Genomic DNA, 25,944 nt, shown 5'->3' with positions numbered 1-25,944 from the left:
CGCGCACGACGCATCGCGCTCGCGCAAGGATCGATGCGCGCGCTGACAGGCGATGCTCGACCTCGCGGTGACGCGCAGCGGACACTCCCGGCTGATGCGACGCCTGCCTCGCGGTTGATTGCAGATTGAGTGGCAACAACTCTTGTGAGAGACTTTCGGGCATCGGTCGCGCAGGCAATGACGCGCCGACGACAAAATTTATGGGAGCGAGCGATGTCCGGGACGAAAGACTTCTCGACGACGAGGCGCGATCTTCTTCAGGCGGCAGCGACCGCCGGCGCCGCGACTGCCATCCTCGGCAGCATGGGCATAAACCCCGCACTTGCAGCCGAAGTCGGACGATCCGAGAAGCCGCTGAAAGCGGCGTTCTCCAATGCGGGCCTCCAGGCCACCTGGTGCGCGCAAGGCAAGCAGGCCGCGGAATTCTGGGGCAAGCTGTTCAATGTCGAGGTCACCTGGTTCGATGGCCAGCTCGACGCGGTGAAGCAACGCGCGGCGATCGACAACATGGCCTCCCAGAAATGGGACTTCGTCGCGATCCAGGCCTTCGGTATCGGCACCCTGACCCAGCCGGTGCAGAAGATGATCGACGCCGGCACGCCCGTGATCGACATGGACACGCTGATCGCGCCTCTCGATCAGATCAACGTCCACTCCTTCCTCGCCCCCGACAACGAGTTCATGGGCGCCTCGGTGACCCAGGCGCTGTGCAACGCCATGGGCGGCAAGGGCAAGATCATCATGACCCAGGGCGCGCTCGGGCACACCGGTGCGCAAGGCCGCGCCAAGGGCTTCAACTCGGTGGTCAAGCAATTCCCGAACATCGAGGTGCTCGACACTCAGCCGGCCGACTGGGACGTGTCCAAGACGGCGCGTCTCTGGGAAACCTACCTGACGAAATATCCCCAGATCGACGCGGCGTTCTTCCACAATGACGACATGGCGCTTGCGGCAGCCAACATCATGAAGGCGCGGGGCCGCACCAACATCCTGATCGGCGGCGTCGACGCCATGCCGCCGGCGATCCAGGCGGTGAGCGAAGGCCGCATGTTCGCGACCGTCCGCAATCCCTCCTGCCGCATCCATGGCGGCGCCATCATCGCGGGCGTCTCCGCCGTGGTCGGGGGCGAGAAGAGCGGACAGGGCATTCCGAAGAACGTCGTCACCGACGGCCCGGTCGTGACCAAGGCCAACGCCGCCGGGATGCAGTGGATGCAGGATCACTTCCTGATCTGAGGCTCCAGATCCGAACTTTCATGACTGTGGGACAACAGCCCATCCTGGAACTCCAGGGCATCACGAAGAGCTTCGGCGGCGTCGAAGCGCTTCGTGGTGTCGACTTCGCGCTCTATCCCGGCGAGATCCACGGTCTCGTCGGTGAGAACGGCGCCGGAAAAAGCACACTGATGAAGATCATCGCCGGCGTGCACACCGAGTTCTCCGGCCGCTTCCTGGTCGACGGCCAGGAGATGCATTTCCGCTCGGCGCGCGATGCGCACGCCGCCGGCATCGCCATGGTGCACCAGGAGCTCAGCGTTGCGCCCGACCTGACGGTCGCGGAGAACGTCTTCCTCGGCAACCAGCCGACCAACGCGCTCGGCCTCGTGCAATGGCGGCGGATGGCGCGCGAAGCGGGCGAGCAGCTCGCCCGCTTCGGCATCGACGTCGACCCCATGGCGCGGCTCGGCGACCTCCCGATCGGACTGCAGCAGCTGATCGAGATCGCCCGCGTGCTGTTCTCGGGCGCGCGCATCGTCATCCTGGACGAGCCGACCTCCGCCCTCTCCCCACCCGAGGTCGAGCGGCTGTTCGCAACGCTCAGGCGGCTGCGCGAGGAAGGCACCGCCATCGTCTTCATCTCGCATTTCATCGAGGACATTTTGCGCGTGTCCGACACGGTGACCGTGTTCCGCAATGGCCGGAAGGTTGCGGAGACGGCAAGCGCGGCGACCAGCAAGGGCGCGCTGATCGAGGCCATGATCGGCCGCGGCGGCGAGGTGCTCGAGCATAGCTATACCGACGATCTGATGCTGCCGCAGCCGAGCGACAGCCAGGTCGTTCTCAAGGTCGACCAGCTGTCGCTGTCCCGCAGCCTTCAGGAGGTCTCGTTCGAGGCCCGCGCCGGCGAAGTGCTCGGCATCTACGGCTTCATGGGTTGCGGCCAGCAGGAGCTGTCACGCATCCTGTTCGGCAAGCTGAAGCCGGACGGCGGCACGCTCGCCGTGGACGGCACGCGCAAGACCTTTGCCAGCACGGCGGCGGCGCGGCGCGCCGGCGTGGCGCTGGTGCCGGAGAGCCGGCGCGACATGCTGTTCCACCAGGAGCCGGTCTACAAGAACATCTCGATCAGCATTCTCGACCGCATCTCGGCGTTGCTGCTCAAGCCGGCGCAGGAGCGCGACATCGCCAAGCGCCAGGTCGACCAGCTGCAGATCCGGCCGCCCGTGGTCGGGCTCGATCTCGGCATGCTCTCGGGCGGCAACCAGCAGAAGGTCGCGCTGGCGAAATGGCTGACCTACCCGCCCAAACTCCTGGTGCTGTGCGAGCCGACCCGCGGCATGGATGTCGGCGCCAAGAACGACGTCATCAACATCGTCCGCGACCTCCGCGCCAGGGGGCTCGCCATCATCGTGCTGTCGACCGAGCCGGAAACGGTGCTGTCGCTGGCCGACCGCATCCTCGTGCTCAAGCGCGGCGCCTTGGTGCGGGAATTCAAGAACGAGCCGGTCAGCAAGGACCGCCTGCTGGAAGCGGCGTGACGGAGAAGCACATGAGCAGTGAAACGGCTTTTGCGGAAGCCCATCGGGCGCGGGGCCTTGCGCCCTTCCTGCGCTCGCAGATGCGCAACATCGCCCCGTTCCTGACGCTGATCTTCCTCTCCGCCTTCTTCGCCTTCGCCAGCCCCTCCTTCGCGACGCTCGACAATCTCGGCAACATCCTGACGCAGGTGTCGGTGACAGGCATCATCGCCGTCGGCCTCACCTTCGTGATCCTCTGCGCCGAGATCGACCTCTCGATCGCCAGCATCGCCAACGTCACCGGTATCGCGGTCGCCTACTTCACGCTGCAGGAATCCTACGTCAACATCGCCAACATCCCCCTGCCCGGCGCGGTTGCGATCATCCTGTCGATCCTGCTCTGCGCCCTGCTCGGCCTCGTCAACGCGCTCGGGCTGACCGTGATCGGCATCCCCTCCTTCATCATGACCCTGGCGATGATGCAGATCGCCGCCGGCATCTCCGCGCTGCTGGTGCGCGGTCAGATCGCCTACAAGGTGCCGAGCCTGATCACGACGCTCGGCTCCGGCTCGATCGGCGGCATCCCCTGGATCGTCATCGTCGCCGCCATCATGCTGCTCGGCGGCCATCTGGTGCTGACCTACACGCGCTTCGGCCGCTACGTCTACATGGTCGGGGGCAACCGCGAGGCGGCCGAATATTCCGGCCTCAACGTCAAGCTCATCCTGGGTGCGGTGATGGTGATCTCGGCGGTGTGCTCCGGCATCGGCGGCATGCTCGGCGTCGCCCATTTCGGCAGCGCGCAGCAGAACGAGTTCGACACCTATCTGCTCGACTCCATCGCCGCCGTCGTGGTCGGCGGCACCAGCCTGTTCGGCGGCCGCGGCGGCATCGGCAACACCATCGTCGGCCTGTTCGTGCTCGGCGTCCTCAACAACGGCCTCGACCACGTCAACATCGACAGCTTCCTGAAGATCCTGATCCGCGGCCTGATCCTGCTGGCGGCGCTGGTCATCAACGTCTACGCGCAGCGCTTAAGGGAAAAAGCGGCGGAGTAGACCGCCGCCAAAACAAAAAGTGCGAAAACAACCCCATGCACAGTAGAAACAGTGAGGAAGTTCAGGCGCTTGCCGAGCCCCCTATGGCGTGAGCGCGACCGTACCGGCATTTTGACGCGTCGGGCAAAACAGGCGTAGGATGTCATCGCTCATCGCCGCCTCGGTCACCGGGGCCTTCGACGTCACGAGGATCGGGATCTTCACCGGGAGTGACGCCTTGACCTTCATGGGGACGGGAGGCGACGCCTGGTCCCACCAAGGTGGCCTGTTGAACGTCGATACCTCCGTACCCTCGACCTCCGCCACGCTTGCCTATCTCAACGGAGGCTTCTCCCTCGACCTCACCAGCTAGAGCCCGGAATTGGCGTGACTTATGCGCCTACCAGATCACCGACTCGAGCACCGTCGTTCGAGCCGCGCCCGTCTCCTTTTAGGGGCTTGAATGGCGGTTTGACGACAAAGCGGACAACACGCAGCCCCCAAGCACTCGCGCGTCCTCCCGAGTTCGATGCGCAGCCTGATGCGGGCATCCGCCTATTGTAGCAGGGCGGAGCAAAAAGCAGGTGCGGCGCCCCCGCGACAGGCGCGCCACGCCAGTCGTTCTGCTATAATGTCACTATGACGATCGGGATTTCCGGACCCGAACGGAAGGCACCAGGGCGAAGCGCCGTGGTGGGATTCATCATGGCGGCCATCATCGCCGCAATCGGCCTGATCCTGCTCGCTCTCGTCGCCGACTTCCTGGTCGACTGGATGTGGTTCTCGTCGATCGGCTACAGGCAGGTCTTCTGGACCACGATCGGCGCGAAAGCCGCCGTCTTCCTCGTTGTTTTCGCGGCGACCGCCGCCGTCTTGTGGACAAACGCGCGCCTTGCACTCGGCCTCTCCGGGCGCCGAAGCCGGTTGCCTGCGGCCTTCGGCCCGCCGCTTGCGGCCACTGCGGCGGCGCCCGATCCGTTGGAATTCCTGCGCGAACGGCTGCCGTGGCGCATCGTGATCGCCGCGAGTAGCGGCCTCTTCGCTCTGTTCGTCGCCTGGGGCGAAGTCGGCAACTGGAGCACTCTTCTGCGCTTCATCTATCAGGTGCCCTACGGCGCCAACGATCCCTTGTACGACAAGGATATCGGCTTCTACCTCTTTTCCCTGCCCGCCCTTGTGGCCATGAAAAATTGGGCATTGCTGATGCTCGTCATGGGCGCACTGTTCGCCGGATCTATCTACTGGATCTATGGCGACATCGAAGACCGAGCCCAGCGAATATCGCCAGCGGCGATCTCGCACGGCTCGGCGCTTCTCGGCCTCTTCTTTGGCGTGAAGGCGTGGTCCTACAGTCTCGACCGCTATCTCCTGCTGTACGGCGACAACGGCGTGGTGGTCGGCGCAGGCTTCACCGACGTCAATGTGGAATTGCCGCTCCTATGGCTGCTGATCGCACTTTCGATCGTCGCCGCTTTGGCGGCATGCGCGAACCTGTGGGTGCGTACCTACCGCCTTCCCACCGCCGCGCTTGTGCTGCTGTTCGGCGGAGCCTTGCTGCTGTCGGGCATCATCCCCGCGGTCTTTCAGCGCTTCTACGTCGGGCCGAACGAGCTGGAGTGGGAGCGGCCCTACATCGAACGCAACATTACCCTGACCCGTGAGGCCTACAATCTCAATCGGATCGTACCGAAGCCTTTTCCTGCGGAACAGAACCTGACTTTCAGGGCACTCGAGGCCAACAAGGCCACCATTGAAAATATAAGGCTGTGGGATTGGCAACCATTGGCCGACACTTACGCGCAACTGCAGGAGATTCGCACCTACTACAAACTGCGCGACCTCGATGTCGATCGCTACTGGTTTGGCGATACCTACCAAAGCGTGATGATCTCAGGCCGCGAGCTGAATTCCGCGCTGCTGCCATCCAACGCGCAAACCTGGGTCAACCGCCACATCCTGTTCACCCACGGCAATGGTGTGGTGATGAGTCCGGTCACCCAGAAGAGCGGCGAAGGACTTCCGCTTCTCTATCTGCACGACATTCCTCCGGTCGCACACGGAGGTCCCGCCATTCGCGAGCCGCGCATCTACTACGGACAGCAGACTGAGGACTATGTCATCGTCAAGGGAACCGTGCCGGAATTCGATTATCCCAAGGGAAAGGACAATGTCTACGCGTCCTATGACGGCTCCGGCGGCGTGCCGCTGTCGGGCATGGTGCGGAGACTGATCTTCGCCGACCATTTCAACGATGTAAACCTGCTGCTGTCAGACTACATCGGCGACGAAAGCCGGATCATGATCCGGCGCAACATCCAGAAGCGGGTCGGCACGATCGCCCCGTTCCTCGCTCTCGATCACGATCCCTATCTGGTCGTCAGCGAGGGCCGGATGTTCTGGATGCAGGATGCCTACACGACGAGCGAATATTTTCCCTATGCACAACCTGTGCCCGGCCACAACCTCAACTATATCCGCAATTCGGTGAAGGTCGTGATCGACGCCTACAACGGCACCGTCGACTTTTACCTGATGGACTCGGCGGACCCGATCGCCGCGACCTATCACCGAATCTTCCCGGACCTGTTCAAGCCGTTCGCGGCCATGCCGTCCGATCTGCAAAAGCACATTCGCTATCCCGAAGACCTCTTCCTGATTCAGGCGCGGCTTTTCCAGACCTATCACATGGAAGCGGCCGATGTTTTCTATAACCGCGAGGACCTCTGGCAATTTCCGCGTCAGCCGGCTGGCGACGGCGTCTCTTCCATCGACGGCATTACCACGATGGCCCCTTACTACATCATCATGCGGCTGCCTGGAGAGGCGCAAGCCGAGTTCTTCATCATGATCCCGATGGTGCCGAGCCGTCGCGACAACATGATCGCATGGCTCGCCGCGCGCTGCGACGAGCCCGGCTATGGCAAGCTGGTCGTGTACGAATTTCCCAAGGAGAAGCTGGTCTACGGACCGTTCCAGATCGAGGCGCGAATTCATCAGAACACGGAGATCTCCCAACAGATTTCGCTGTGGAACCAGATGGGGTCGCGGGTGATCCGGGGAAATCTGCTCGTCATCCCGATCGAGAATTCGATTCTCTACGTGTCGCCGCTGTATTTGCGGGCCGAGCAAGGACATTTGCCGGAGCTCAAGCGGGTGATCGCCGCCTATGGCGAGCACGTCGTCATGAAGGAAACACTTGCTGAGGCCCTGTCGGCACTCTTCGTGGACGACGAACCCGCGCCGGCGCCGGCTGCGACCGTGGAATCGCCCAGCGACGGGTCCGCGGCAAGGCGCGCGCAGGAGGCGCTCGATCACTACAATCACGCCATGGAGCGATTGAAATCCGGCGATTGGACAGGCTTCGGCAAAGAGATCGGCGTGATGCGAGGTATTTTGGAGGAGATCCGCCGGCAATCGGGCAGCCGCTGATTGACCCGTGAGCACACGACCCAGCCGTTCGCGAAATCCGGCTGCCAGTCCCGCACTCTTCGCGCAGCGCCGGTGACGTCGGCGGTGGCCAGGAATGCCCATCTCCACCATCACCGCGCGCGCGAGCCGCACGGCGCGTGCTTAGCCGATGCATCGCGCGGCGCACGCCCTCTTCAGGAGCTTGAATCACGGCCCGGTGGGATGGACGGCAGCAGACCTGCCCTCCGTTCTAGGGATGCCCGCTTACGCTCGACGCCAACGCCCCCCGCCCGGCAATCTCCTCACTCCGCCAGCACCGCACCGCATGCCCGTCGGGCCGCGTCTCCAGCGTCGGCCCCGGCTCATGCCGACACACATCCTCGGCGTGGCGGCATCGCGGACTGAAGGCGCAGCCGTTCGGCGGATCGAGCGGATTGGGCAGGTCCCCCCCTGTCGTAGCTAACGGCGCATGGCGCAAGGGATCCGGGATGGCAGCGATCAGGGCTTGCGTATAGGGGTGCGCCGGGCGCTCAAAAATCTCGCGCCAGTCGCCGTTCTCGACGATGCGGCCGAGATACATCACGGCGACGCGGTCGCTCATGTGCTCGACGACGCCGAGGTCGTGGCTGATCATGATGTAGGAGAGGCCCAGCGTATCCTTCAACTCCAGCAGCAGATTGATGATCTGGGCGCGGATCGAGACATCGAGCGCCGAGACCGGCTCGTCGCAGATGACGATTTTGGGATTGAGGATCAGGGCGCGGGCAATGCCGATGCGCTGGCGCTGGCCGCCTGAGAACTCATGCGGGTAACGGCCGGCCTGCTCGGGGCGCAAGCCCACATGCCGCAGCATGGTCGCGACGCGGTCCTCGATCTCGCTTTTCGCGGTCACGCCGTGCACACGCAGGGGATCTTCGAGCGTGCGGCGAACAGTCTGACGCGGATTGAGCGAGGCGTAGGGATCCTGAAACACCATCTGCACGATGCGGGCCAGCGCCTTGCGATCGCCGGATTGCCTGTTGGTCACGACCTGCCCGTCCAGCACGATGCGGCCGCGCGTCGGCGTCAACAAACCGAGGATCGACAATGCGACTGTCGACTTGCCGGAGCCGGACTCGCCGACGAGGCCGAGGCATTCGCCCCGCTTCAGAGTGAGATCGACACCATCGACGGCACGGAGCCACCGCCGGCCGCGGCCCAGCAGGCTACCGCCCAACGGGAAATGAACCGCGAGATCCTCGATGGTAAGGATGACATCGTCATCCACCCTCCCCTGCGGTTCATGCATGGTGGTGACACCTGACCAAGCCGCCCGCATCCAGCAAATCCGTCTTGGGCGCGGCTGTCCGACAAATGTCGGTCGCCTGCGCGCAACGCGGATTGAACCGGCAACCGTCCGGGAAATTCGTGATCGCCGGAACCACGCCCGCGATCTCCTTGAGCCTGCTACGGCCGAGCGCAGCGCGGCTGCCCAGCCGCGGCAGGGAGTCGACGAGGCCCTGCGTATAGGGATGGGAGGGCGCGCGGAAGATATCGGCCGAGCTGCGCTCCTCGACGATGCGGCCGGCATACATGACGGCCACGCGGCGGCAGACATTGGCGACGAGGCCGAGATCGTGGCTGATCATCAGGATCGCCGTTCCCCGCTCGGCGCACAGATTCCGCATCAGCTCGATGATCTCCGCCTGCACGGTGACGTCGAGCGCGGTGGTCGGCTCGTCGGCGATCAGAAGGTCCGGACCGCAGGCCAGCGCGATGGCGATCATCACGCGCTGGCGCATGCCGCCGGACAGCTGATGCGGGTAATCCTTCACGCGCCGCTCTGGGGCGGGGACGCGGACGCTCGCGAGCGACTCGACCGCCAGCTGGTTGGCCTCCCGCCAGCTCTTGCCCTTGTGCAGCACGAACATCTCGGCGATCTGCCGCCCTACGGGCGAAACCGGGTTCAGCGCCGTCATCGGCTCCTGGAAGATCATGGCGATGCGGTTGCCGCGCAGCGATCGCTGCGCCGCCGCGGAAAGCCTTTGAATCTCCCGGCCCTCAAACCGGATGACGCCGCCACTGACCGACAAGGGCGGCCGCAACAGGCCGATCAAAGCGAGCGCCGTGATGCTCTTGCCGCAGCCGGACTCACCGACGAGGCCAAACGTCTCGCCGCGATCGATGCGGAACGAGATGCCTTCGGCTGCCGGCACTCGCCTCGATCCATCATCGAGATCGATGCTGAGATCCTCGACCTCGATCAGCGGCGAGCCCGTCATGTGCGCCGGCTCCGCGATTGGGGATCGAGAATGTCACGCAGGCCATCGCCGAGCAGGTTGAGGCCGAGCACCGTCAGGAAGATGGCAAGGCCGGGAAACACCGAGAGCCACGGCGCCGTCGTGATCTGGTCGCGGGCCTCCGACAACATGCTGCCCCAGCTGGGAAAAGGCGGACGAACGCCGAGGCCGAGGAACGACAATGCGGCTTCGGAGAGGACCGCGCTGCCCATGCCGAGCGTGCCAATGACGACGATGGGCCCGAGCATGTTCGGCAGGAGCTGCGTGATCATGATGCGCAGATCGCCGTAGCCGAGCACGGTTGCGGCCTGCACATAGCCCTGGTTCCGCAGCGACAGTGCCGATGCGCGCGCGAGCCGGCAGGTGAAGGACCAGTTGGTCAACCCGAGCGCAATCAGCAGGCTGGTCAGGCCTGGTCCAAGCACCGCCATGATGGCGAGCGCGAAGATCAACGAGGGAATCGCGAGCATCAGGTTGGTCAGGGCATTGACGACATCGTCCCACCAGCCGCCAAAATAGCCGGCGCTCAGACCGAGTCCCACGCCGATGATGCTGTTGATGAGCTGCGAGACGATGCCGACCGTCAGCGAGATGCGGGCGCCGTAGACGACGCGGGAATAGATGTCGCGGCCCTGCCCGTCGGTGCCGAACCACCAGGTCCAGCTCGGTGGCTCCTCCGCATTCATCAGATTGGCGTCCATGACGGGATCGGTGTGCGCCAGCCAGGGCGCGAGCAGGCCGACGATGATCGCCAGCGCGAACAACGACCCGCCGATGACGAGATTGGCGCGGAGCTTCATGCGTATCTGATCCTGGGATCGATCACGCCGTAGAGGACGTCGATCAGCAGATTGATCGCGAGAAAGAACAGCACCACCACGAGAATGGAGCCCTGGACGGCGGGAATGCCGCGCTGGAGCACGCTGTCGACCAGCAACGAGCCGATCCCAGGCCAGGAGAACAGTTTCTCGACCACGACCGCCTGCCCCATCAGCGCGCCGAACTGCAGGCCCATGGTCGTGAGAATGAGGACGAGCGCGTTGCGCATCACGTGCCACTTCACGACCCTGGTCTCGCTCATGCCCTTCGACCGCGCCGTGCGGACGAAGTCCGCGGTCATGATCTCGAGGACCGCGGCGCGCGTCGTCCGGGCCAGCAGCGCCATCGGCGAGACGCCGAGCGTCACGGCCGGCAGGATCAGATATTTGAGGCTGCCATCGCCATAGCCGAAACTCGGCAGCCAGCCGAGCCTCAAGGCGAACAGGTACATCAACAGCAGTCCGAGCCAGAATTTGGCCAATGACAAGCCCGACACCGCCAGGACCATGGAGACGGTATCGACGAGGCTGCCCGGCCGCAAGGCCGCGATGAAGCCGAGCGGCACGCCGAGCAGAACCGCAAACGCCATGGAGGCGAAGATCAGTTGCAGCGTCGGCCAGGCCCGCTTGGCGATCATGGTCGTGACCGGCTCGCGGGTCCGGAACGAGGCTCCCAGATCACCGGTCGCAAGCCTCGCGACATAGACGCCGAAGCGCATGTAGACGGGTTGATCGAGACCGAGCTGCTTCTTCATGCGCAGCTCGACCTGCGGATCGCTGTCGTCGCTCATGGTCGACACGATGCTGCCGGGAACAACGCTGAACAGCACGAAGACCAGCAGCACGACGGCGAGCACGGTCGGAATGGTCTGCAGGATGCGACGGATCAGGAACGAGAGCATCTCAACTTTTCCCCGCTCCCGCCATCGTCTGCCACAATGGAGGGAGCGCGCCTGTCACTTCGCGGGCGAGGTCTCGTCGACCCAGAGGTCTTCGACGTTCTGATGGGTCAGCTCCGTTGCGTTCAACTGAACTCCCTTGAGCCAGGGCTGCACCGCCATGACCGCCTTGTTGTAGTTGAAGAACCAGACCGGCGCTTCGTCATCGAGTAGCGCATTGGCCTTTTGCAGCAGCTGGGTCCGCTTGGCGGGGTCGTCGACCTGCCCTGCCTCATCGATGATCTTGTCGAAGTCGGCATTCTTGTAGTTCATGTAGTTGCAGGCCGGTTGTGGCGTCGACGAGTGGAAGCATTTGAGAGCAGCCAGCGGATCCGGGCCGCTCTGCTGGGAATAGATGAAGGCCTGGTAGTCGCCGGTGCGCACCACCTCCGCCAGCACCGCGGTCTCGACCTGCTTGACCTTCGCCTTGATGCCCACCTTGTCCAGCATCGGGATGACGGCCGTGACGATCGGCAGGCCCCAGCTTTCGTTCTGGCTGGTGGTCCATTCGAACTCGAAGCCGTTGGGATAGCCCGCCTCGCTGAGCAACTGCTTGGCCTTGGCGGGATCGTAGGGGTAAGGCTTCATCGCCTTGTCATAGGCGGGCGAGGTCAGCGGCAGCCAGCTGGTGGCGCGATAGGCCTTGCCCTTGACCAGCTTGTTGATGATCAAATCGGTATCGATCGCGTAGTTGATGGCCTGCCTGACGCGCTTGTCGGCGAACGGCTTGAACGAGGGATTCATGCCCATGTAGCGCGTGAAGACCTCGGCGACCTCGACGATGGTGCCCTTGAGGGCGGCGTCGGACTGATAGGCGACGTATTGCGCGGGTCCCAGCACCGAGGTGTCGATCTCCTTGTTGCGGAAGGCGACGTCGCGCGCGGCGGCCTCGGCCATGATCGACACGATGACCTTGTCGGCGTAGGGCTTGCCGGGCTTGTAGAACCGGTCCCATCGCTCCAGGACGATGCGCGAGCCCGGCACATGCTCGACGAATTTGAACGGCCCGAGACCGATCGGTTTTTGGATGAAGCTCTCCTTAGCGGCCTCGTCGGCCGGATAGATCGAGGTCAGCGCGGTGAAGAAGTAGAAGCCGGGATCGACCTTCTCGGTCAGCTTCATCTCGATGGTGAAGTCGTCGATCTTCTTCAGGCCGGAGATTTCCTTGGCCTGGCCCTTCTCCACTGCGGCCGCCCCCTCGATCACGCGGACGTAACGCGCGCCGGGATAGGCCTTGGTGCCGTCCATGATGCGGTTGTAGGACCAGACGACGTCGTCGGCCGTCATCTTGCGGCCATTGTGAAAATAGGCGTCATCGCGCAGCTTGAAGGTGTGAACGAGACCTCCGCCCGAGACCACATCCTCCTTCGCGAGCTCCAGGACCGGCTTGCCTTCAGCCGAATTCCAGATGTAGAGCGACCGGTGCAGGGCCTTGGCGTAGATCTCGTCCTGGGCGCGCTGCGTGGTGTGAATGTCGAGGCTGGTGAAGCTCGAGCCGTAGGGCGCCGTCATCCGAATGGTTCCGCCCTTGCGCGGTGTCTGGGCCTCCGCCGTGGCGGTGAGCGCCAGTCCCAAACCAGCAACGATCGCGATTGTCCTGAACATCATGTGTTCCCCCAATGCAGCGTGCTCTGATCAGCGAGTTGACCACTCGCGGCATGCCGAACGCAAGCGCCAAAATGGAGCGACGTGTGCGAACCGGCCGCTACACCTCTCCCGGAGGGAGAGGATGCTCCCCAAGGCCCAGGGCTACTGCATTTGAGAACTCATCCCTGCGGCCATCCTTCGAGACGCCCGCTTCAGGCGGGCTCCTCAGGATAAGGACGGAGTGCGCGGCAGCAGTCTCAACGGGCACTGACGACGATTAGCCTCATCTTGAGGAGGCGCGTAAGCGCCGTCTCGAAGGACGAGGCGTGCGCGCAGGCCGCCGCCACGAGTCATATGCGATAGCCCTGCCCCACGACCGCCCCACTCTACGTCGTACGCCCTAGTTCGCCGCGAACTCCGGCTGCCAGTTACGCAATTTTCGCGCTGCACTGGTGACGTCGGCAATGGCTGAAAATGCCGCCGTCTCCACCATCATTGCCCTGGCCAACCGCACCGCACGCGCCTCGCTGATCGCGCGCTTCTTCGCATCCTCGATCAGCTCGAAGTCGATGTTGTGGGCGAGGCCGAAGATGCGGCGGATGGTCTTGGCGGCGGCGAAACCGACCGTGTCCGTGAACAGGCGCTGCATATAGGCCTGCCGCTCGGCCTCCAGGCGCGCGGCGCCCCTCTCGCCGGCGAAGAGCGAGACCGGATAGGCATCGCCGGTGCCTTGCGCGCGCCAGAGCTCCAGGAATTTTCGGGCGAACTCGTTCCAGACCTTCTCGACCATCTCCAGCACCCAGGCTTCGAATGCCGCCCGTTCGCCCGGCGCGTGCTCGTGGCCGGCGGAGGCGAAATAGGCCATCAGCAGATTGGCCAGCACTGCGCCGACGTCGAATCCCATCGGGCCGTAGAATGCGAACTCCGGATCGATCACCCGCGTCTGGCTCGCCGTCACCATGATCGAGCCGGTGTGGAGGTCGCCATGGAGTAGCGCCTCCGGACTTGCCATGAATTTCAGCTTCAGCCGGGAGACGGCGACGTGCAGATCCATGTCGTCGCGCAAGCTCGCGGCGAGGCCATCGAGATACGGCGCGGTCCAGCGGTTCTGTTCGGCGATGCGGTAGGGATCGGTGAAGATCAGGTCCTCGGTGATCTTGCAGAGCGCGTGGTTGCCGGCGAAGGCGGCGATGCCCTCCTTCTTCTCCGCGGCCGAGAGTGCGAGGTCGGAGGTGGAGAACAGGGTGCGCGCCATGAAGGTGGTGATGTCGCCGGCAAACCCGGGATATTGCGTCCCTGCAACCAGACCCTTGCGCATGATGATGTGCGGCTCGAGCAGCTCCATCACCGTCAGCGCCAAGGCTTCGTTGTGATGCAGCACGGCCGGCACGAGGCCGGGCGCGAGCTGGGCCTGGCGGGATAGCGCGAGATATTCGTAGTGGGCCCGCGACAGCGGCAAGGGCCAGCTCTCGCCGACGAGGCGAACGTAAGGCAGTGCCTGCTTCACCGCGATGCCGCCGCGCGCGCCCTTGACGATGAAGACGAGATTGAGGTTGCCGTCGCCGACCTCGGTGATCGCCCAGGATGCGGGATCGCCGCCAAGCCGCACCTTCAGGTCCGGAAGGCCCGCGAGATAATCCCGCAAGGCCGCCTCATGCAGAATCCGATAGTCCCCTGCCCGGTCCCCGGTCATGACGATCCCATCCCATTCCTATTTGAGCATGATCTTCTCGGAAAACCGCTTCACACTTTTCCGGATCATGCTCCTGTGTAGGCCGGATCGTTACTCCCGCTCCAGGAAGCTCGAGCCGATCTCGGCCTTTCTTTTGATGGGATCGTAATCACAATAAACGAGGTCCGCCACCAGCGTGTAGCTGGCGCTGACGGTGTATTTGTCTGTTTTGACCGAGTTCAGGCCGATCACCGAGGTGCTCTTGCCGCCGTTCCATTTGAATGGCGTCGAGCTCTTGGCCTGCTCGCAGGCCAGCACGGCCTCGTTGAAGACATAGCCCTCGACGAACGCCTTCAGGGTGCGCACCTGCACGGCCATCTTCCATTCGACATAGCCGATGGCCCCAAGACCGGCGACGATCAGCACCAGAAGCGCAATGACGATACGTTGAAAAGTCATGTGTCCCCCAAACAATGAAACAAGCGCAAAATTCTAGGCGAGTGATGAGACCAGGCAAGGTGTGTCGTCGTGGCACTACACCTCTCCCGAAGGGAGAGGTGCAGCTAGAACGGCATGCCCATCAATTTGGACAGGCGCTCGATCGAGAGATAGCCGGCATGATAGGCCGCGACACCGAGGCCGTAGATCACCGCCGAGATGATCGTGGTCCAGATCAGCTTGCGGCCCATCCGCGTCAGGATCGGCGCGCCGGGGTCGGTGCCGGGGGCGCCGACGCCGTCCTCGTGCTGGCTGCGCACGCCGAACGGCAGCGTCAGGAACAGCGCGATCCACCAGATGACGAAGTAGATCGCAAGCGCGGTCGAGATCTGGATGGCCATGGGGCGGCCTTACGCCTGTGCGATTTCGACCAGCGCCCCGGAAAAATCCTTCGGGTGCAGGAACAGCACCGGCTTGCCATGAGCGCCGATCTTCGGCACGCCGTCACCGAGCACCCGCGCGCCCTCCCTCACCAGCGTATCGCGCGAGGCGATGATATCGACGACCTCGTAGCAGACATGGTGGATGCCGCCATCGGGATTGCGCTCGATGAATTTTGCGATCGGCGAGGCCTCGCCGAGCGGCTCGATGAACTCGATCTTGGTGTTGGGCAGGGTCGCGAACACGGTGATGACGCCGTGCTCCGGCAGCGGCACGGCCTCGGAGATCTGGGCGCCGAATGCCGCGCCATAAATCTTCGCGGCCTTGACCGCGTCCTTGGTTGCGATCGCGACGTGGTTGAGGCGACCCAGCATGGTTCTCTCCCGTTAGACTGTCAGTACATGTACCAGACAGGGGGGCTTTTTGCCCCAATGTTCGTTGATCACAGCCCGGACGGCGCGTCGCACCGACTCGGCCAGAGCGTCCGGATCGCGGCGGCGCGCCCTCGGCAGGCCTTCGATGGTGGACATCACGACATCGAAGACGATGTCGTCGAAGAGCTCGCCGGCCCTGTTCTTCTCGGGGATGCCGACCAGATCGACCTCGGGATCGTCGGCCAGCTCACCCTGCCCGGTCATGGCGATGGCGACGAAGGCGCAGCCGGAAAAGCCCATGCGGCGCCGCTCCACGACCGCGCGGGACTTGGAGTCCTCCAGGATCGTGCCGTCCTTGTAGAGCCGGCCCGACGGCACCTCGCCGACGATGCCGGGATCGCCGGGGCCGAGCTTGACGAGATCGCCGTTGCGGCAGACCAGCACGCGCGGCACGCCGGCGGCGCGGGCGAGCTTTGCGTGCTCGTGCAGATGCAGGGCCTCGCCGTGGACCGGGATCAGGAGCTGCGGCTTCACCCAGGAGATCAGCTCGCGCAGCTCGTCGCGGCGCGGATGGCCGGAGACGTGGACCAGCGCGTCGCGGTCGGTGATGATTTCGACGCCCTGGAGCACCAGATTGTTGATGATCGAGCCGACCGCCTTCTCGTTGCCGGGAATGGTGCGCGAGGAGAAGATGACGCTGTCGCCGCGGTTCAGCGTGATCTCGGGGTGGTCGTCATTGGCGATGCGCGCCAGCGCCGCGCGCGGCTCGCCCTGGCTGCCGGTGCACAGCGCCAGCACCTTGTCCTGCGGCAGATGGCCATAGACCTCGGGAGAACGGAAATTCTGCACGCCGTCGAGATAGCCGGTCTCGCGCGCGACCTGCACCACTCGCTCCATGGCGCGGCCGACCACGACGACCTCGCGGTCCGCGGCTTTGGCGGCATCAGCCACCGCTTTCACGCGGGCGACGTTGGAGGCGAAGGTCGTGACCGCGACGCGGCCCTTGGCCGCCTTCACGAGGTCGATGATGGTTTTGGCGACCTCAGCCTCCGAGGGCGAGCGGCCGTCGCGCACGGCATTGGTGGAATCGCCGATCAGGGCGAGCACGCCCTGCTCGCCCAATTCGCGCAGCCGCTTCTCGTCGGTCGGGGCTCCCAGCGTCGGGGTCGGGTCGATCTTCCAGTCGCCGGTGTGCAGCACGATGCCGGCTTCGGTGTGGATCGCCAGCGCGTGTGCCTCCGGAATCGAATGCGCGACGGGAATGAACTCGACGTTGAACGGGCCGATATCGACGCGCCCGCCTGACGGTACCACCGTCACCGGGATCTCCGGCGCATTGCGCTCGGCGGCGCATTTGGCCTCGAACAGCGCGGCGCTGAACTTGGTGGCGTAGATCGGGCATTTCAGCTTCGGCCAGAGATCGATGATCGCGCCGAAATGGTCCTCATGGGCGTGCGTCAGCACGAGGCCCATCAGGTTCTTGCGCTCCTTCTCCAGGAAGCTGATGTCGGGCATGATCAGGTCGATGCCCGGCAAATGCTCCTCGTCGCCGAAGGAGACGCCGAGATCGACGGCGAGCCAGGCACGCTGGTGGCGGTTGCCGAGGCCGTAGATCGACAGGTTCATGCCGATCTCGCCGACGCCGCCGAGCGGCGCAAACACCAGTTCGTCGGGCCTTGCCATCACGCAGCTCCCACGGAGGCGACGGGGCCGAAGAACACCTCGCCCGCGGCCACCGGCACAAGGCGGCCCTCGGCGGTGCGGACGATCAGGCAGCCGGTCTCGTCGATGGTGTCAAAAATGCCTTCCAGCGTCATGGTTCCCGTGTGGATCGCCACCTTCTCGCCGAGGCCGGCGGCGCGCTCCAGCCAGAGCTTGCGGATCTCGGCAAAGCCGCGGCCATTGTCCCAGATGCCGCGGAACTCGACCCAGGCATCCGAGAGCGCCGAGAACAGCTCCTCCGCGCTGATCTGGACGCCGAGGGCGGTCAGCGACACCGCGGGCGTCGGCGTGCCCTCGGGCGCGGCGACGACGTTGGTGCCGATGCCGACGACGATGGCAAGACGGTCGCCGACAGCCTCCGCCTCCAGGCCGATGCCGACCAGCTTCTTGCCGTTGGCGAGGACGTCGTTCGGCCATTTCAAGGCGTATCGGGGACGGTCAGGACCGAGCCGCAGCGCGGCCTCGAGGCTGACCTTCTCGAGGGCGGCCTCCTCCGCCAGCCCTGCCGCAAACCCGATGGTGGCGGCAACCGCAGGCGCGATGTCCAGGACCTCGAGGACGCTGGCGGCGAGATTGCCCTTCGGGGCGATCCAGGCACGCTGGCGCCGGCCGCGGCCGGCGGTCTGCTCCGACGTCACGAACCACATCGGGCCGCGCTCGCCGGCGCGGGCGTGCTCGATCGCCTCGGTATTGGTCGAGCCGGTCCGTTCGAACGCGGCGAGCTTGTAGCCCGCCGACAGTGCGCGAGGACCGAGCGCGAAAGCCATCCTAGAACAGCGATTTTGCCGCGGCGGAGGCGACGCTCACCACGGGACCTGCGAACAGCGCAAACAGGATGTTGAACACGCCCGCGACCGCCAGCACCGTCCGCACCTCGATGCGCACGGGGTCGATCTGGCCGGCCGGCTCGTCAAAGTACATCGTCTTGACGATGGCGAGGTAGTAATAGGCGCCCACCACGCTGGTCAGCACGCCGATGACGGCGAGCGTGAACAGGTTCGCCTTGATGGCAGCGACGAAGACGTACCATTTGGCGAAGAAGCCCGCGAGCGGCGGAATGCCGGCAAGCGAGAACAGCAGCATCGCGAACATGAAGGCGAGCAGCGGATTGGTCCGCGACAGACCTGCGAAATCGCTGATCTGCTCCACGGCCTGGCCGTTGCGCTTCATCGCGAGGATGATCGAGAAGGAGCCGAGCGTCATCGCGACGTAGATCACGATGTACAGCAACACGCCCTGCGCGCCCTCGACCGTGCCCGAGGCGAGGCCGACCAGGGCGAAGCCCATGTGGCCGATCGAGGAATAAGCCATCAGGCGCTTGATGTTGCTCTGGCCGATTGCGGCGAATGCGCCGAGCGCCATCGAGGCGATCGCCACGAACACCAGGATCTGCTGCCACTGCGAGACGATGCCCGGGAATGCCGTCAGCGTGACGCGGGTGAAGACGGCAAGCGCTGCCACCTTCGGCGCCGAGGCGAAGAAGGCGGTGACCGGGGTCGGGGCGCCTTCATACACGTCCGGCGTCCACATGTGGAACGGCACCACCGAGATCTTGAAACAGAGGCCGGCGAGCAGGAAGACCAAGCCGAACACGAGGCCGATATTCGCGACCGTTACGGCCGAGGCGATGCCGGTGAAGCTGACCGTGCCGGTGAAGCCGTAGATCAGCGAGGCACCGTACAGCAGCATGCCCGAGGACAGCGCGCCGAGCACGAAATACTTCAGGCCGGCTTCGGTCGACTTGGCGTTGTCGCGGTTCGATGCTGCCACGACGTAGAGCGCCAGCGACATCAATTCGAGGCCGAGATAGAGCGAGATCAGGTCACCGGCCGAGATCAGCACCATCATGCCGAGCGTCGAGAGCAGCACCAGGATCGAGTATTCGAAGATGCGGCGCGACGGGTCGGACAGGAACTCGGTCGACAGGATCAGCGTCACGGCCGAGCCGATCAGGGCCAGGATCTTCATGAAGCGGGCGAAGTCGTCGACGATGAAGCTGCCGCCGAAGGTGACCTGCTTGCCCGCGGGCTGCATGTAGACGAGCGCGCCGACCACGATCAGCAGCACCACTGACAGCGAGGTGACCGTCCTGGTCGTCCCCTGCCCGCGATAGGCTCCCAGCATCAGAAGCGCCATGGCGCCGACCGCGAGCACGAGCTCGGGCAGCACCGGCGCCAGTTGATAACCTGCAGTCGAAAAGCTCATGGCGATATCCTGACCTGCCCGATCACTGGAGCAGTGCGGCGGCCTTCACGGCCGTCACAGCGGTGTTGTAATTGTTGACGAGTTGCTGGACCGAGGCGGCCGACATGTCGAGCACCGGCTTCGGATAGACGCCGAACAGGATCGTCAGCGCGATCATCGGGAACAATATCACGCATTCGCGCAAGGTGAGATCCTTCATGCTCATCAGCGACGGCTTGACCAGCGCCCCGAACACGACCTTGCGGTAGAGCCACAGCGCGTAAGCAGCCGACAGGATCACGCCGAAGCTGGCGAAGAACGCGGTCGGGATCGAGACCTTGAAGGTGCCGAGCAGCGTCATGAACTCGCCGACGAAGCCGCTCGTGCCGGGCAGACCGACATTGGCCATGGTGAAGACCATGAAGGTCATCGCGTAGAGCGGCATCCGGTTGACGAGGCCGCCATAGGCCGCGATCTCGCGGGTGTGCAGGCGGTCGTAGACGATGCCGACGCAAAGGAACAGCGCGCCGGAGACGATGCCGTGCGAGATCATCTGGAACACGCCGCCGGCGACGCCCTGCATGGTGCCGGCGAAGATGCCCATGGTGACGAAGCCCATATGCGCGACCGACGAGTACGCGATCAGCTTCTTCATGTCCTCCTGCATCAGGGCCACCAGCGAGGTGTAGATGATGGCGATGGCCGAGAGCGTGAAGATCAGCGGCGCGAAGTCGTGCGAGGCCAGCGGGAACATCGGCAGCGAGAAGCGCAGGAAGCCGTAGCCGCCCATCTTCAGCAGGATCGCGGCGAGGACCACGGAGCCCGCGGTCGGCGCCTCGACATGCGCGTCGGGGAGCCAAGTGTGCACCGGCCACATCGGCATCTTCACCGCGAAGGAGGCGAAGAAGGCGAGCCAGGCCCAGGTCTGAAGCGACCGCGGCACGGCGGTGTGCATCAGGGTCGGGATGTCGGTGGTGTTGCCGTTCCAGTACAGCGCCATGATGGCGAGCAGCATCAAGACCGAGCCGAGCAGCGTGTAGAGGAAGAACTTGAAGGACGCGTAGACCCGGCGCGGGCCGCCCCAGACACCGATGATCAGGAACATCGGGATCAGGCCGCCCTCGAAGAACAGGTAGAACAGCACGAGGTCGAGCGCGGAGAAGGTGCCGACCATCAGCGTTTCCAGGATCAGGAAGGCCATCATGTATTCGCGGACCCGGCTCGTGACCTTCCAGCTCGCGATGATGCAAAACGGCATCAGGGCGGTGGTCAGGATCACGAAGGGCAGCGAAATGCCGTCGACGCCCATATGATAGGTGATGCCGGTGGCGAGCCAGTTCGCCTTCTCGACGAATTGGAAGTCGGGGTTTGCGGGATCGAAGCGCATGACCAGGATCACCGACACCGCGAAGGTGATCAGCGTGGTCCAGAGCGCGATCCAGCGCGAATTGCGCCTCGCCGCCTCGTCATCGCCGCGGCTGAGATAGACGATCAGCGCGCCGACCACCGGCAGGAACGTCGTGACCGAAAGAATGGGCCAGGTTGTCATTTACTGGCCTCCAAAGCCGAACATGAACCAGGTGATCAGGCCGGCCGCGCCGATCAGCATGGCAAATGCGTAGTGATAGAGATAGCCGGTCTGGATCTTCACGACATTGCGGGTGACGTCCAGCACGCGGGCGGAGACGCCGTCGGGGCCGAGGCCGTCGATGATAAAGCCATCACCCTTCTTCCAGAGCTGATAGCCGATCCACTTCGCCGGACGGACGAAGATGATGTCGTAGAGCTCGTCGAAATACCATTTGTTGAGCAGGAACTGGTACAGCATCGGCTGCTCTTTGGCGAGTTGGACCGGGATGTAAGGCCGCTGGATATAGAACAGGTACGAGACCAGGAAGCCCACCACCATCATCACCGTCGGCAGGAAAGCAATGGTCGCGGGGATGTGGTGCATCTCCTCGATGATGTGCGGGTTCATCTTCACGGACTCGCGGAAGAACTCCTCGATGCCGTGACCGGCGAACAGCTCCTTGAACGGGAAACCGGCCAGGATCGAGCCGACCGCGAGGGCGCCGATCGGGATCAGCATCCAGATCGGAGCCTCATGCGCGGCCTCGTAGTGATGCTCGTCATGCGGCTCGCCGTGGAAGGTCTTGAAGATCAGGCGCCAGGAGTAGAACGAGGTCAGGCCGGCGGCGACGACCGTCATCAGGAAGCCGTACATCGCGAACGGATTGTGCGCGGCGTAGGCGGACTCGATGATCGCGTCCTTGGAGAAATAGCCGGCGGTGAGCGGGAAGCCCGTCAGCGCCAGCGTGCCGACCACCATCACCGCATAGGTGTAGGGGATCTTCTTCCAGAGGCCCCCCATGTTGCGGATGTCCTGCTCGTGGTGCATCGCGTAGATCACCGAGCCGGAGCCTAAGAACAGCAGCGCCTTGAAGAAGGCGTGCGTGAACAGGTGGAACATGCCGACCGAATAGGCCCCTGCTCCCATCGCCACGAACATGTAGCCGAGCTGCGAACAGGTCGAGTAGGCGACGATGCGCTTGATGTCGTTCTGGACCAGGCCGATGGTCGCGGCGAAGAACGCCGTGGTGGCGCCGAAGAACATCACGACAGCCTGCGCGGTCGGAGCGAGCTCGAACAGCGGCGACAGCCGCGCCACCATGAAGACGCCGGCGGTGACCATGGTCGCGGCATGGATCAGCGCCGAGACCGGGGTCGGGCCTTCCATCGCGTCCGGCAACCAGGTGTGCAGCAGGAATTGCGCCGACTTGCCCATCGCGCCCATGAACAGGAGGAGACAGGTCAGGGTCAGCGCGTCGGCGTGCCAGCCGAGGAAGTTGATGGTCTTGCCGGTAAGGCCAGGGGCGGCATGGAAGATGGTCTCGAAATCGGTCGAGCCGACCAGCATGAAGATCGCGAAGATGCCGAGCGCGAAGCCGAAATCGCCGACGCGGTTGACCACGAAGGCCTTGATCGCGGCCGCGTTCGCCGAGGGCCTCTGGTACCAGAAGCCGATCAGCAGATAGCTGGCGAGACCCACGCCTTCCCAGCCGAAGAACAGCTGCACGAGGTTGTCAGCCGTCACCAGCATCAGCATGGCGAAGGTGAACAGCGAGAGATAGCCGAAGAAGCGCGGCCGGTTCGGGTCCTCGTCCATGTAGCCGATGGAATAGAGGTGCACGAGCGAGGACACGGTCGTCACCACCACCAGCATCACGGCGGTGAGCGTGTCGACGCGCAGCGTCCACCAGACCTGGAGATCGCCGGAGAAGATGAAAGGCAGCAGCTGGATGCGGGCGTCATGGTGCATGAAGCCGACATCGACCAGCGTCATCCAGGACAGCGCCGCCGAGACGAACAAGAACCCCGTGGTGATCAGCTCGGCGCCGCGCGAGCCAGCCGCCGCCGGCTCGTGGTCGTGATGGCCCGGCTCGTCATGGGTCTCGTGAATGACGCTCCCCTCCTCCTTGATGGAGGCAGCGGAGACATGACCGTTATTCGCACCATTACCGTGCGCTTCGTCGTGATGCTCGACGGTGTCGCCTGAGGGGTTGCGCCCATGCGCGCCGACCAGCGAGATCAGGCCGGCGAGAATTGCGCCCAGCAGAGGCAGAAAGACGATTGCCTGAACCATAGCCGGGTTAACCCTTCATCAGATTGACGTCCTCAACCGCGATCGAGCCGCGGTTGCGGAAATAGACCACCAGGATGGCGAGACCGATCGCGGCTTCCGCAGCCGCAACCGTCAGCACCAGCAGCGCGAAGACCTGGCCGACGATGTCGCCGAGGAAGGTCGAGAACGCCACGAGGTTGATGTTGACCGAGAGCAGGATCAGCTCGATCGACATCAGGATGACGATGATGTTCTTGCGGTTCAGGAAGATGCCGAGGATCCCGAGCGTGAACAGGATCGCGCCGACCGCCAGATAATGTCCGAGCCCGATCGTCATTTCACCCACTCCGCAGCATCGGCGTCCGAGAGCCCCTGCCCCGACACGACCTTGCGCATCGCCATCGCCATGTCGGGCGTGCGTGCGTTCTGAACGTTGATGTCCTGCCGCTTGACCTTCGCCTTATGCCGCAGCGTCAGCACGATCGCACCGATCATCGCAACCAGCAGCACCATGCCCGCAAGCTGGAAGTAGTGGATGTACTTCGTATAGAGCACGAGACCGAGCGCCTCGGTGTTCGAGACATTCGTGGGGATCGCCGCCGTGATCGTCTTGGAGACGCCGGGGTTGATGACCCAGAAGCCGACCGTGAGCAGCAGCTCGAACAGGAAGATGCCGCCGATCACGAGGCCGACCGGCAGATACTCGATGAAGCCCTCGCGCAGCTCGAGGAAGTCGACGTCGAGCATCATGATCACGAACAGGAACAGCACCGCGACCGCGCCGACATAGACGACGATCAGCATCATGCCGAGGAACTCGGCGCCCATCAGCACGAACAGGCCGGAGGCGTTGACGAAGGCCAGGATCAAATACAGCACGGAGTGCACGGGATTGCGCGAGACAATCACCATCACGGCCGCGGCGACGCAGACGCCGGCGAAGAGATAGAAGAACAGCGCGGGAAGGATCATCGAGAAACTCCCGTCATTCCGGGGCGCGCGCCAGCGCGAACCCGGAATCTGGAGATGATGGCGCGAGATTCCGGGTTCGCGCTTCGCGCGCCCCGGAATGACGAGAGGATGACGGGAAGGATCATGCCCTCACCTCACCGGTACGGCGCGTCGAGCTCGATCGCTTTCGCGATCTCGCGTTCCCAGCGATCGCCGTTGGCGAGCAGCTTGGCCTTGTCATAATAGAGCTCCTCGCGGGTCTCGGTCGCGAACTCGAAGTTCGGGCCTTCGACGATGGCGTCGACCGGACAGGCCTCCTGGCAGAGGCCGCAATAGATGCACTTCACCATGTCGATGTCGTAGCGCACGGTGCGGCGGGTGCCGTCATTGCGGCGCGGGCCGGCCTCGATGGTGATGGCCTGCGCCGGGCAGACCGCCTCGCACAGCTTGCAGGCGATGCAGCGCTCTTCGCCGTTCGGATAGCGGCGCAGCGCGTGCTCGCCGCGGAACCGCGGCGAGATCGGGTTCTTCTCGAACGGATAGTTGATGGTCGGCTTCGGCTGGAAGAAATAGCGCATGGCGAGGAAGAACGCCGAGACGAATTCCGACAGCAGAAGCGAGCGTGCAGTGGCGTTGACGTTGATACCCATGACGGCCCTCACTTCGGCGCGATGCCGGCGAAATGCAGCACGCCGGCCACCACGACCACCATCACCAGCGACAGCGGCAGGAACACCTTCCAGCCGAGGCGCATCAGTTGGTCGTAGCGGTAGCGCGGCACGATCGCCTTCGCCATCGCGAACAGGAAGAACATGAAGAACAGCTTCAGCGAGAACCAGATGATCCCCGGCACCCAGTTGAAGGGCGGCAGATCGACCGGCGGCAGCCAGCCTCCGAGGAACAGGATGGTCGCCAACGCGCACATCGTGACGATCGCGACATACTCGCCGAGCATGAACAAGAGGTACGGCGTCGAGCCGTATTCGACCATGAAGCCGGCCACGAGCTCGGATTCGGCCTCCACGAGATCGAACGGCGGACGGTTGGTTTCCGCCAGCGCCGAGACGTAGAACACCACGAACATCGGGAACAGCGGCCAGACGTACCAGTTCAGAATGGTGAGCTGCGGCAGCCCGATCAGGCTGGCAAGACCGCGCGCATGCTGGGCCTCGACCACGGCCGTGAGGTTCAGCGTGCCGGCGCAGAGCAGCACCGTGATGATGACGAAGCCGATCGAGACCTCGTAGGACACCATCTGCGCCGCCGAGCGCAGCGCGGCCAGGAACGGGTACTTCGAGTTCGACGACCAGCCGGCCATGATGATGCCGTAGATCGAGAGCGACGAGATCGCGAAGATGAAGAGGACGCCGACATTGATGTCGGAGATCACCCAGCCGAGATTGGTCGGGATCACCGCCCAGGCCGCGAGCGCGAGCACGCACGACACCAGCGGCGCCAGCAGGAACACGCCCTTGTTGGCGCCCGCCGGAATGATCGGCTCCTTCAGCACGAACTTCAGGAGGTCAGCGAAGGACTGCAGCAAGCCCCAGGGCCCGACCACGTTCGGGCCGCGGCGGATCTGCACCGCCGCCCAGATCTTGCGGTCGGCGAGCAGGATATAGGCGATCGCGACCAGGAGGACGACGAGCACCAAGACGCTCTGCGCGACCATGATGATCAGCGGCCAGAGGAAGCCGGTCCAGAATGCGCTTTCGAAGAATTCCATCAGATCACG

At 64.1% G+C, this 25,944-nt stretch carries 23 protein-coding genes; 5 read left to right on the top strand and 18 right to left on the bottom strand.

Annotated elements, in window-relative coordinates:
• The first annotated feature begins 213 nt into the window (after positions 1–213).
• The 5 genes from CVM73_RS15060 (at position 214) to CVM73_RS15040 (ending at position 7,204) form a co-directional block, all read left to right on the top strand.
• The gene (locus CVM73_RS15060) at positions 214–1,236 is read left to right on the top strand and encodes a sugar ABC transporter substrate-binding protein (protein ID WP_167406839.1); all 1,023 of its coding nucleotides are present in this window, start codon (positions 214–216) and stop codon (positions 1,234–1,236) included.
• 20 nt (positions 1,237–1,256) lie between these two features.
• Positions 1,257–2,759, top strand: coding sequence for a sugar ABC transporter ATP-binding protein (locus tag CVM73_RS15055; RefSeq protein WP_100232734.1), 1,503 nt, complete (start codon positions 1,257–1,259; stop codon positions 2,757–2,759).
• 11 nt (positions 2,760–2,770) lie between these two features.
• Complete coding sequence (locus CVM73_RS15050; protein ID WP_100232767.1) at positions 2,771–3,796, top strand: ABC transporter permease; 1,026 nt, start codon at positions 2,771–2,773, stop codon at positions 3,794–3,796.
• A 139-nt stretch (positions 3,797–3,935) separates the two neighbouring features.
• Positions 3,936–4,148, top strand: a complete 213-nt coding sequence (locus CVM73_RS15045) for a hypothetical protein (protein ID WP_100232733.1) — start codon at positions 3,936–3,938, stop codon at positions 4,146–4,148.
• Positions 4,149–4,414: 266 nt separating this feature from the next.
• A complete protein-coding gene (locus CVM73_RS15040; protein WP_100232732.1) occupies positions 4,415–7,204 on the top strand; it encodes a UPF0182 family membrane protein in 2,790 nt (929 codons plus the stop codon).
• Between the two features lie 229 nt (positions 7,205–7,433).
• On the opposite strand, the gene CVM73_RS15035 is transcribed toward CVM73_RS15040, so the two are convergent.
• The 18 genes from CVM73_RS15035 to nuoH form a co-directional block, all read right to left on the bottom strand.
• Positions 7,434–8,471, bottom strand: coding sequence for an ABC transporter ATP-binding protein (locus tag CVM73_RS15035; protein WP_100232731.1), 1,038 nt, complete (start codon positions 8,469–8,471; stop codon positions 7,434–7,436).
• A complete protein-coding gene (locus CVM73_RS15030; RefSeq protein ID WP_100232730.1) occupies positions 8,464–9,444 on the bottom strand; it encodes an ABC transporter ATP-binding protein in 981 nt (326 codons plus the stop codon). The genes CVM73_RS15035 and CVM73_RS15030 overlap by 8 nt, the downstream gene beginning before the upstream one ends.
• The gene (locus CVM73_RS15025) at positions 9,441–10,262 is read right to left on the bottom strand and encodes an ABC transporter permease (protein ID WP_100232729.1); all 822 of its coding nucleotides are present in this window, start codon (positions 10,260–10,262) and stop codon (positions 9,441–9,443) included. The genes CVM73_RS15030 and CVM73_RS15025 overlap by 4 nt, the downstream gene beginning before the upstream one ends.
• Positions 10,259–11,182, bottom strand: a complete 924-nt coding sequence (locus tag CVM73_RS15020; protein WP_100232728.1) for an ABC transporter permease — start codon at positions 11,180–11,182, stop codon at positions 10,259–10,261. The genes CVM73_RS15025 and CVM73_RS15020 overlap by 4 nt, the downstream gene beginning before the upstream one ends.
• Before the next feature lie 54 nt (positions 11,183–11,236).
• A complete protein-coding gene (locus CVM73_RS15015) occupies positions 11,237–12,826 on the bottom strand; it encodes an ABC transporter substrate-binding protein (RefSeq protein ID WP_100232727.1) in 1,590 nt (529 codons plus the stop codon).
• A gap of 379 nt (positions 12,827–13,205) precedes the next feature.
• Complete coding sequence (gene mtnK / locus CVM73_RS15010) at positions 13,206–14,498, bottom strand: S-methyl-5-thioribose kinase (protein WP_100232726.1); 1,293 nt, start codon at positions 14,496–14,498, stop codon at positions 13,206–13,208.
• Positions 14,499–14,588: 90 nt separating this feature from the next.
• On the bottom strand, positions 14,589–14,936 hold the full coding sequence (locus CVM73_RS15005; RefSeq protein ID WP_100232725.1) for a hypothetical protein: 348 nt from the start codon (positions 14,934–14,936) through the stop codon (positions 14,589–14,591).
• Positions 14,937–15,040: 104 nt separating this feature from the next.
• Complete coding sequence (locus tag CVM73_RS15000) at positions 15,041–15,316, bottom strand: DUF1467 family protein (RefSeq protein WP_100232724.1); 276 nt, start codon at positions 15,314–15,316, stop codon at positions 15,041–15,043.
• Between the two features lie 9 nt (positions 15,317–15,325).
• A complete protein-coding gene (mce, locus tag CVM73_RS14995) occupies positions 15,326–15,730 on the bottom strand; it encodes a methylmalonyl-CoA epimerase (protein ID WP_100232723.1) in 405 nt (134 codons plus the stop codon).
• A 12-nt stretch (positions 15,731–15,742) separates the two neighbouring features.
• The gene (locus tag CVM73_RS14990) at positions 15,743–17,413 is read right to left on the bottom strand and encodes a ribonuclease J (RefSeq protein ID WP_100232722.1); all 1,671 of its coding nucleotides are present in this window, start codon (positions 17,411–17,413) and stop codon (positions 15,743–15,745) included.
• On the bottom strand, positions 17,413–18,219 hold the full coding sequence (locus tag CVM73_RS14985; protein WP_100232721.1) for a biotin--[acetyl-CoA-carboxylase] ligase: 807 nt from the start codon (positions 18,217–18,219) through the stop codon (positions 17,413–17,415). Before CVM73_RS14985 ends, CVM73_RS14990 begins: the two co-directional genes overlap by 1 nt.
• A gap of 1 nt (position 18,220) precedes the next feature.
• Positions 18,221–19,657 (bottom strand): NADH-quinone oxidoreductase subunit NuoN, encoded by a 1,437-nt coding sequence (gene nuoN / locus CVM73_RS14980; protein ID WP_100232720.1) that lies wholly within the window; start codon positions 19,655–19,657, stop codon positions 18,221–18,223.
• A 22-nt stretch (positions 19,658–19,679) separates the two neighbouring features.
• Positions 19,680–21,185: an NADH-quinone oxidoreductase subunit M gene (locus tag CVM73_RS14975; protein ID WP_100232719.1), complete on the bottom strand. Its 1,506-nt coding sequence runs from the start codon at positions 21,183–21,185 to the stop codon at positions 19,680–19,682.
• Positions 21,186–23,279 carry an NADH-quinone oxidoreductase subunit L gene (gene nuoL, locus CVM73_RS14970; RefSeq protein WP_100232718.1) on the bottom strand — a complete coding sequence of 698 codons (2,094 nt, stop codon included), beginning with the start codon at positions 23,277–23,279 and terminating at the stop codon, positions 21,186–21,188.
• Positions 23,280–23,286: 7 nt separating this feature from the next.
• Positions 23,287–23,595 carry an NADH-quinone oxidoreductase subunit NuoK gene (gene nuoK / locus CVM73_RS14965; RefSeq protein ID WP_008547737.1) on the bottom strand — a complete coding sequence of 103 codons (309 nt, stop codon included), beginning with the start codon at positions 23,593–23,595 and terminating at the stop codon, positions 23,287–23,289.
• A complete protein-coding gene (locus CVM73_RS14960; protein ID WP_100232717.1) occupies positions 23,592–24,230 on the bottom strand; it encodes an NADH-quinone oxidoreductase subunit J in 639 nt (212 codons plus the stop codon). Before CVM73_RS14960 ends, nuoK begins: the two co-directional genes overlap by 4 nt.
• A gap of 134 nt (positions 24,231–24,364) precedes the next feature.
• Positions 24,365–24,859: an NADH-quinone oxidoreductase subunit NuoI gene (gene nuoI, locus CVM73_RS14955; RefSeq protein WP_430641298.1), complete on the bottom strand. Its 495-nt coding sequence runs from the start codon at positions 24,857–24,859 to the stop codon at positions 24,365–24,367.
• 8 nt (positions 24,860–24,867) lie between these two features.
• The gene (gene nuoH / locus CVM73_RS14950; protein ID WP_100232716.1) at positions 24,868–25,935 is read right to left on the bottom strand and encodes an NADH-quinone oxidoreductase subunit NuoH; all 1,068 of its coding nucleotides are present in this window, start codon (positions 25,933–25,935) and stop codon (positions 24,868–24,870) included.
• Positions 25,936–25,944: the final 9 nt, after the last annotated feature.

The organism is Bradyrhizobium forestalis, from assembly GCF_002795245.1.
Lineage (GTDB): Bacteria > Pseudomonadota > Alphaproteobacteria > Rhizobiales > Xanthobacteraceae > Bradyrhizobium > Bradyrhizobium forestalis.
The sequence above is the reverse complement of the archived record's forward strand: the minus strand, read 5'-3'. Positions and strand labels throughout refer to the sequence as shown.

Bases quoted from the DNA above. Each gene is read 5' to 3' on its own strand.
- CVM73_RS15060 (WP_167406839.1), top strand. From the start codon at position 214: ATGTCCGGGACGAAAGACTTCTCGACGACGAGGCGCGATCTTCTTCAG.
- CVM73_RS15055 (WP_100232734.1), top strand. From the start codon at position 1,257: ATGACTGTGGGACAACAGCCCATCCTGGAACTCCAGGGCATCACGAAG.
- CVM73_RS15050 (WP_100232767.1), top strand. From the start codon at position 2,771: ATGAGCAGTGAAACGGCTTTTGCGGAAGCCCATCGGGCGCGGGGCCTT.
- CVM73_RS15045 (WP_100232733.1), top strand. From the start codon at position 3,936: ATGTCATCGCTCATCGCCGCCTCGGTCACCGGGGCCTTCGACGTCACG.
- CVM73_RS15040 (WP_100232732.1), top strand. From the start codon at position 4,415: ATGACGATCGGGATTTCCGGACCCGAACGGAAGGCACCAGGGCGAAGC.
- CVM73_RS15035 (WP_100232731.1), bottom strand. From the start codon at position 8,471: ATGCATGAACCGCAGGGGAGGGTGGATGACGATGTCATCCTTACCATC.
- CVM73_RS15030 (WP_100232730.1), bottom strand. From the start codon at position 9,444: ATGACGGGCTCGCCGCTGATCGAGGTCGAGGATCTCAGCATCGATCTC.
- CVM73_RS15025 (WP_100232729.1), bottom strand. From the start codon at position 10,262: ATGAAGCTCCGCGCCAATCTCGTCATCGGCGGGTCGTTGTTCGCGCTG.
- CVM73_RS15020 (WP_100232728.1), bottom strand. From the start codon at position 11,182: ATGCTCTCGTTCCTGATCCGTCGCATCCTGCAGACCATTCCGACCGTG.
- CVM73_RS15015 (WP_100232727.1), bottom strand. From the start codon at position 12,826: ATGATGTTCAGGACAATCGCGATCGTTGCTGGTTTGGGACTGGCGCTC.
- mtnK (WP_100232726.1), bottom strand. From the start codon at position 14,498: ATGACCGGGGACCGGGCAGGGGACTATCGGATTCTGCATGAGGCGGCC.
- CVM73_RS15005 (WP_100232725.1), bottom strand. From the start codon at position 14,936: ATGACTTTTCAACGTATCGTCATTGCGCTTCTGGTGCTGATCGTCGCC.
- CVM73_RS15000 (WP_100232724.1), bottom strand. From the start codon at position 15,316: ATGGCCATCCAGATCTCGACCGCGCTTGCGATCTACTTCGTCATCTGG.
- mce (WP_100232723.1), bottom strand. From the start codon at position 15,730: ATGCTGGGTCGCCTCAACCACGTCGCGATCGCAACCAAGGACGCGGTC.
- CVM73_RS14990 (WP_100232722.1), bottom strand. From the start codon at position 17,413: ATGGCAAGGCCCGACGAACTGGTGTTTGCGCCGCTCGGCGGCGTCGGC.
- CVM73_RS14985 (WP_100232721.1), bottom strand. From the start codon at position 18,219: ATGGCTTTCGCGCTCGGTCCTCGCGCACTGTCGGCGGGCTACAAGCTC.
- nuoN (WP_100232720.1), bottom strand. From the start codon at position 19,657: ATGAGCTTTTCGACTGCAGGTTATCAACTGGCGCCGGTGCTGCCCGAG.
- CVM73_RS14975 (WP_100232719.1), bottom strand. From the start codon at position 21,185: ATGACAACCTGGCCCATTCTTTCGGTCACGACGTTCCTGCCGGTGGTC.
- nuoL (WP_100232718.1), bottom strand. From the start codon at position 23,279: ATGGTTCAGGCAATCGTCTTTCTGCCTCTGCTGGGCGCAATTCTCGCC.
- nuoK (WP_008547737.1), bottom strand. From the start codon at position 23,595: ATGACGATCGGGCTCGGACATTATCTGGCGGTCGGCGCGATCCTGTTC.
- CVM73_RS14960 (WP_100232717.1), bottom strand. From the start codon at position 24,230: ATGATCCTTCCCGCGCTGTTCTTCTATCTCTTCGCCGGCGTCTGCGTC.
- nuoI (WP_430641298.1), bottom strand. From the start codon at position 24,859: ATGGGTATCAACGTCAACGCCACTGCACGCTCGCTTCTGCTGTCGGAA.
- nuoH (WP_100232716.1), bottom strand. From the start codon at position 25,935: ATGGAATTCTTCGAAAGCGCATTCTGGACCGGCTTCCTCTGGCCGCTG.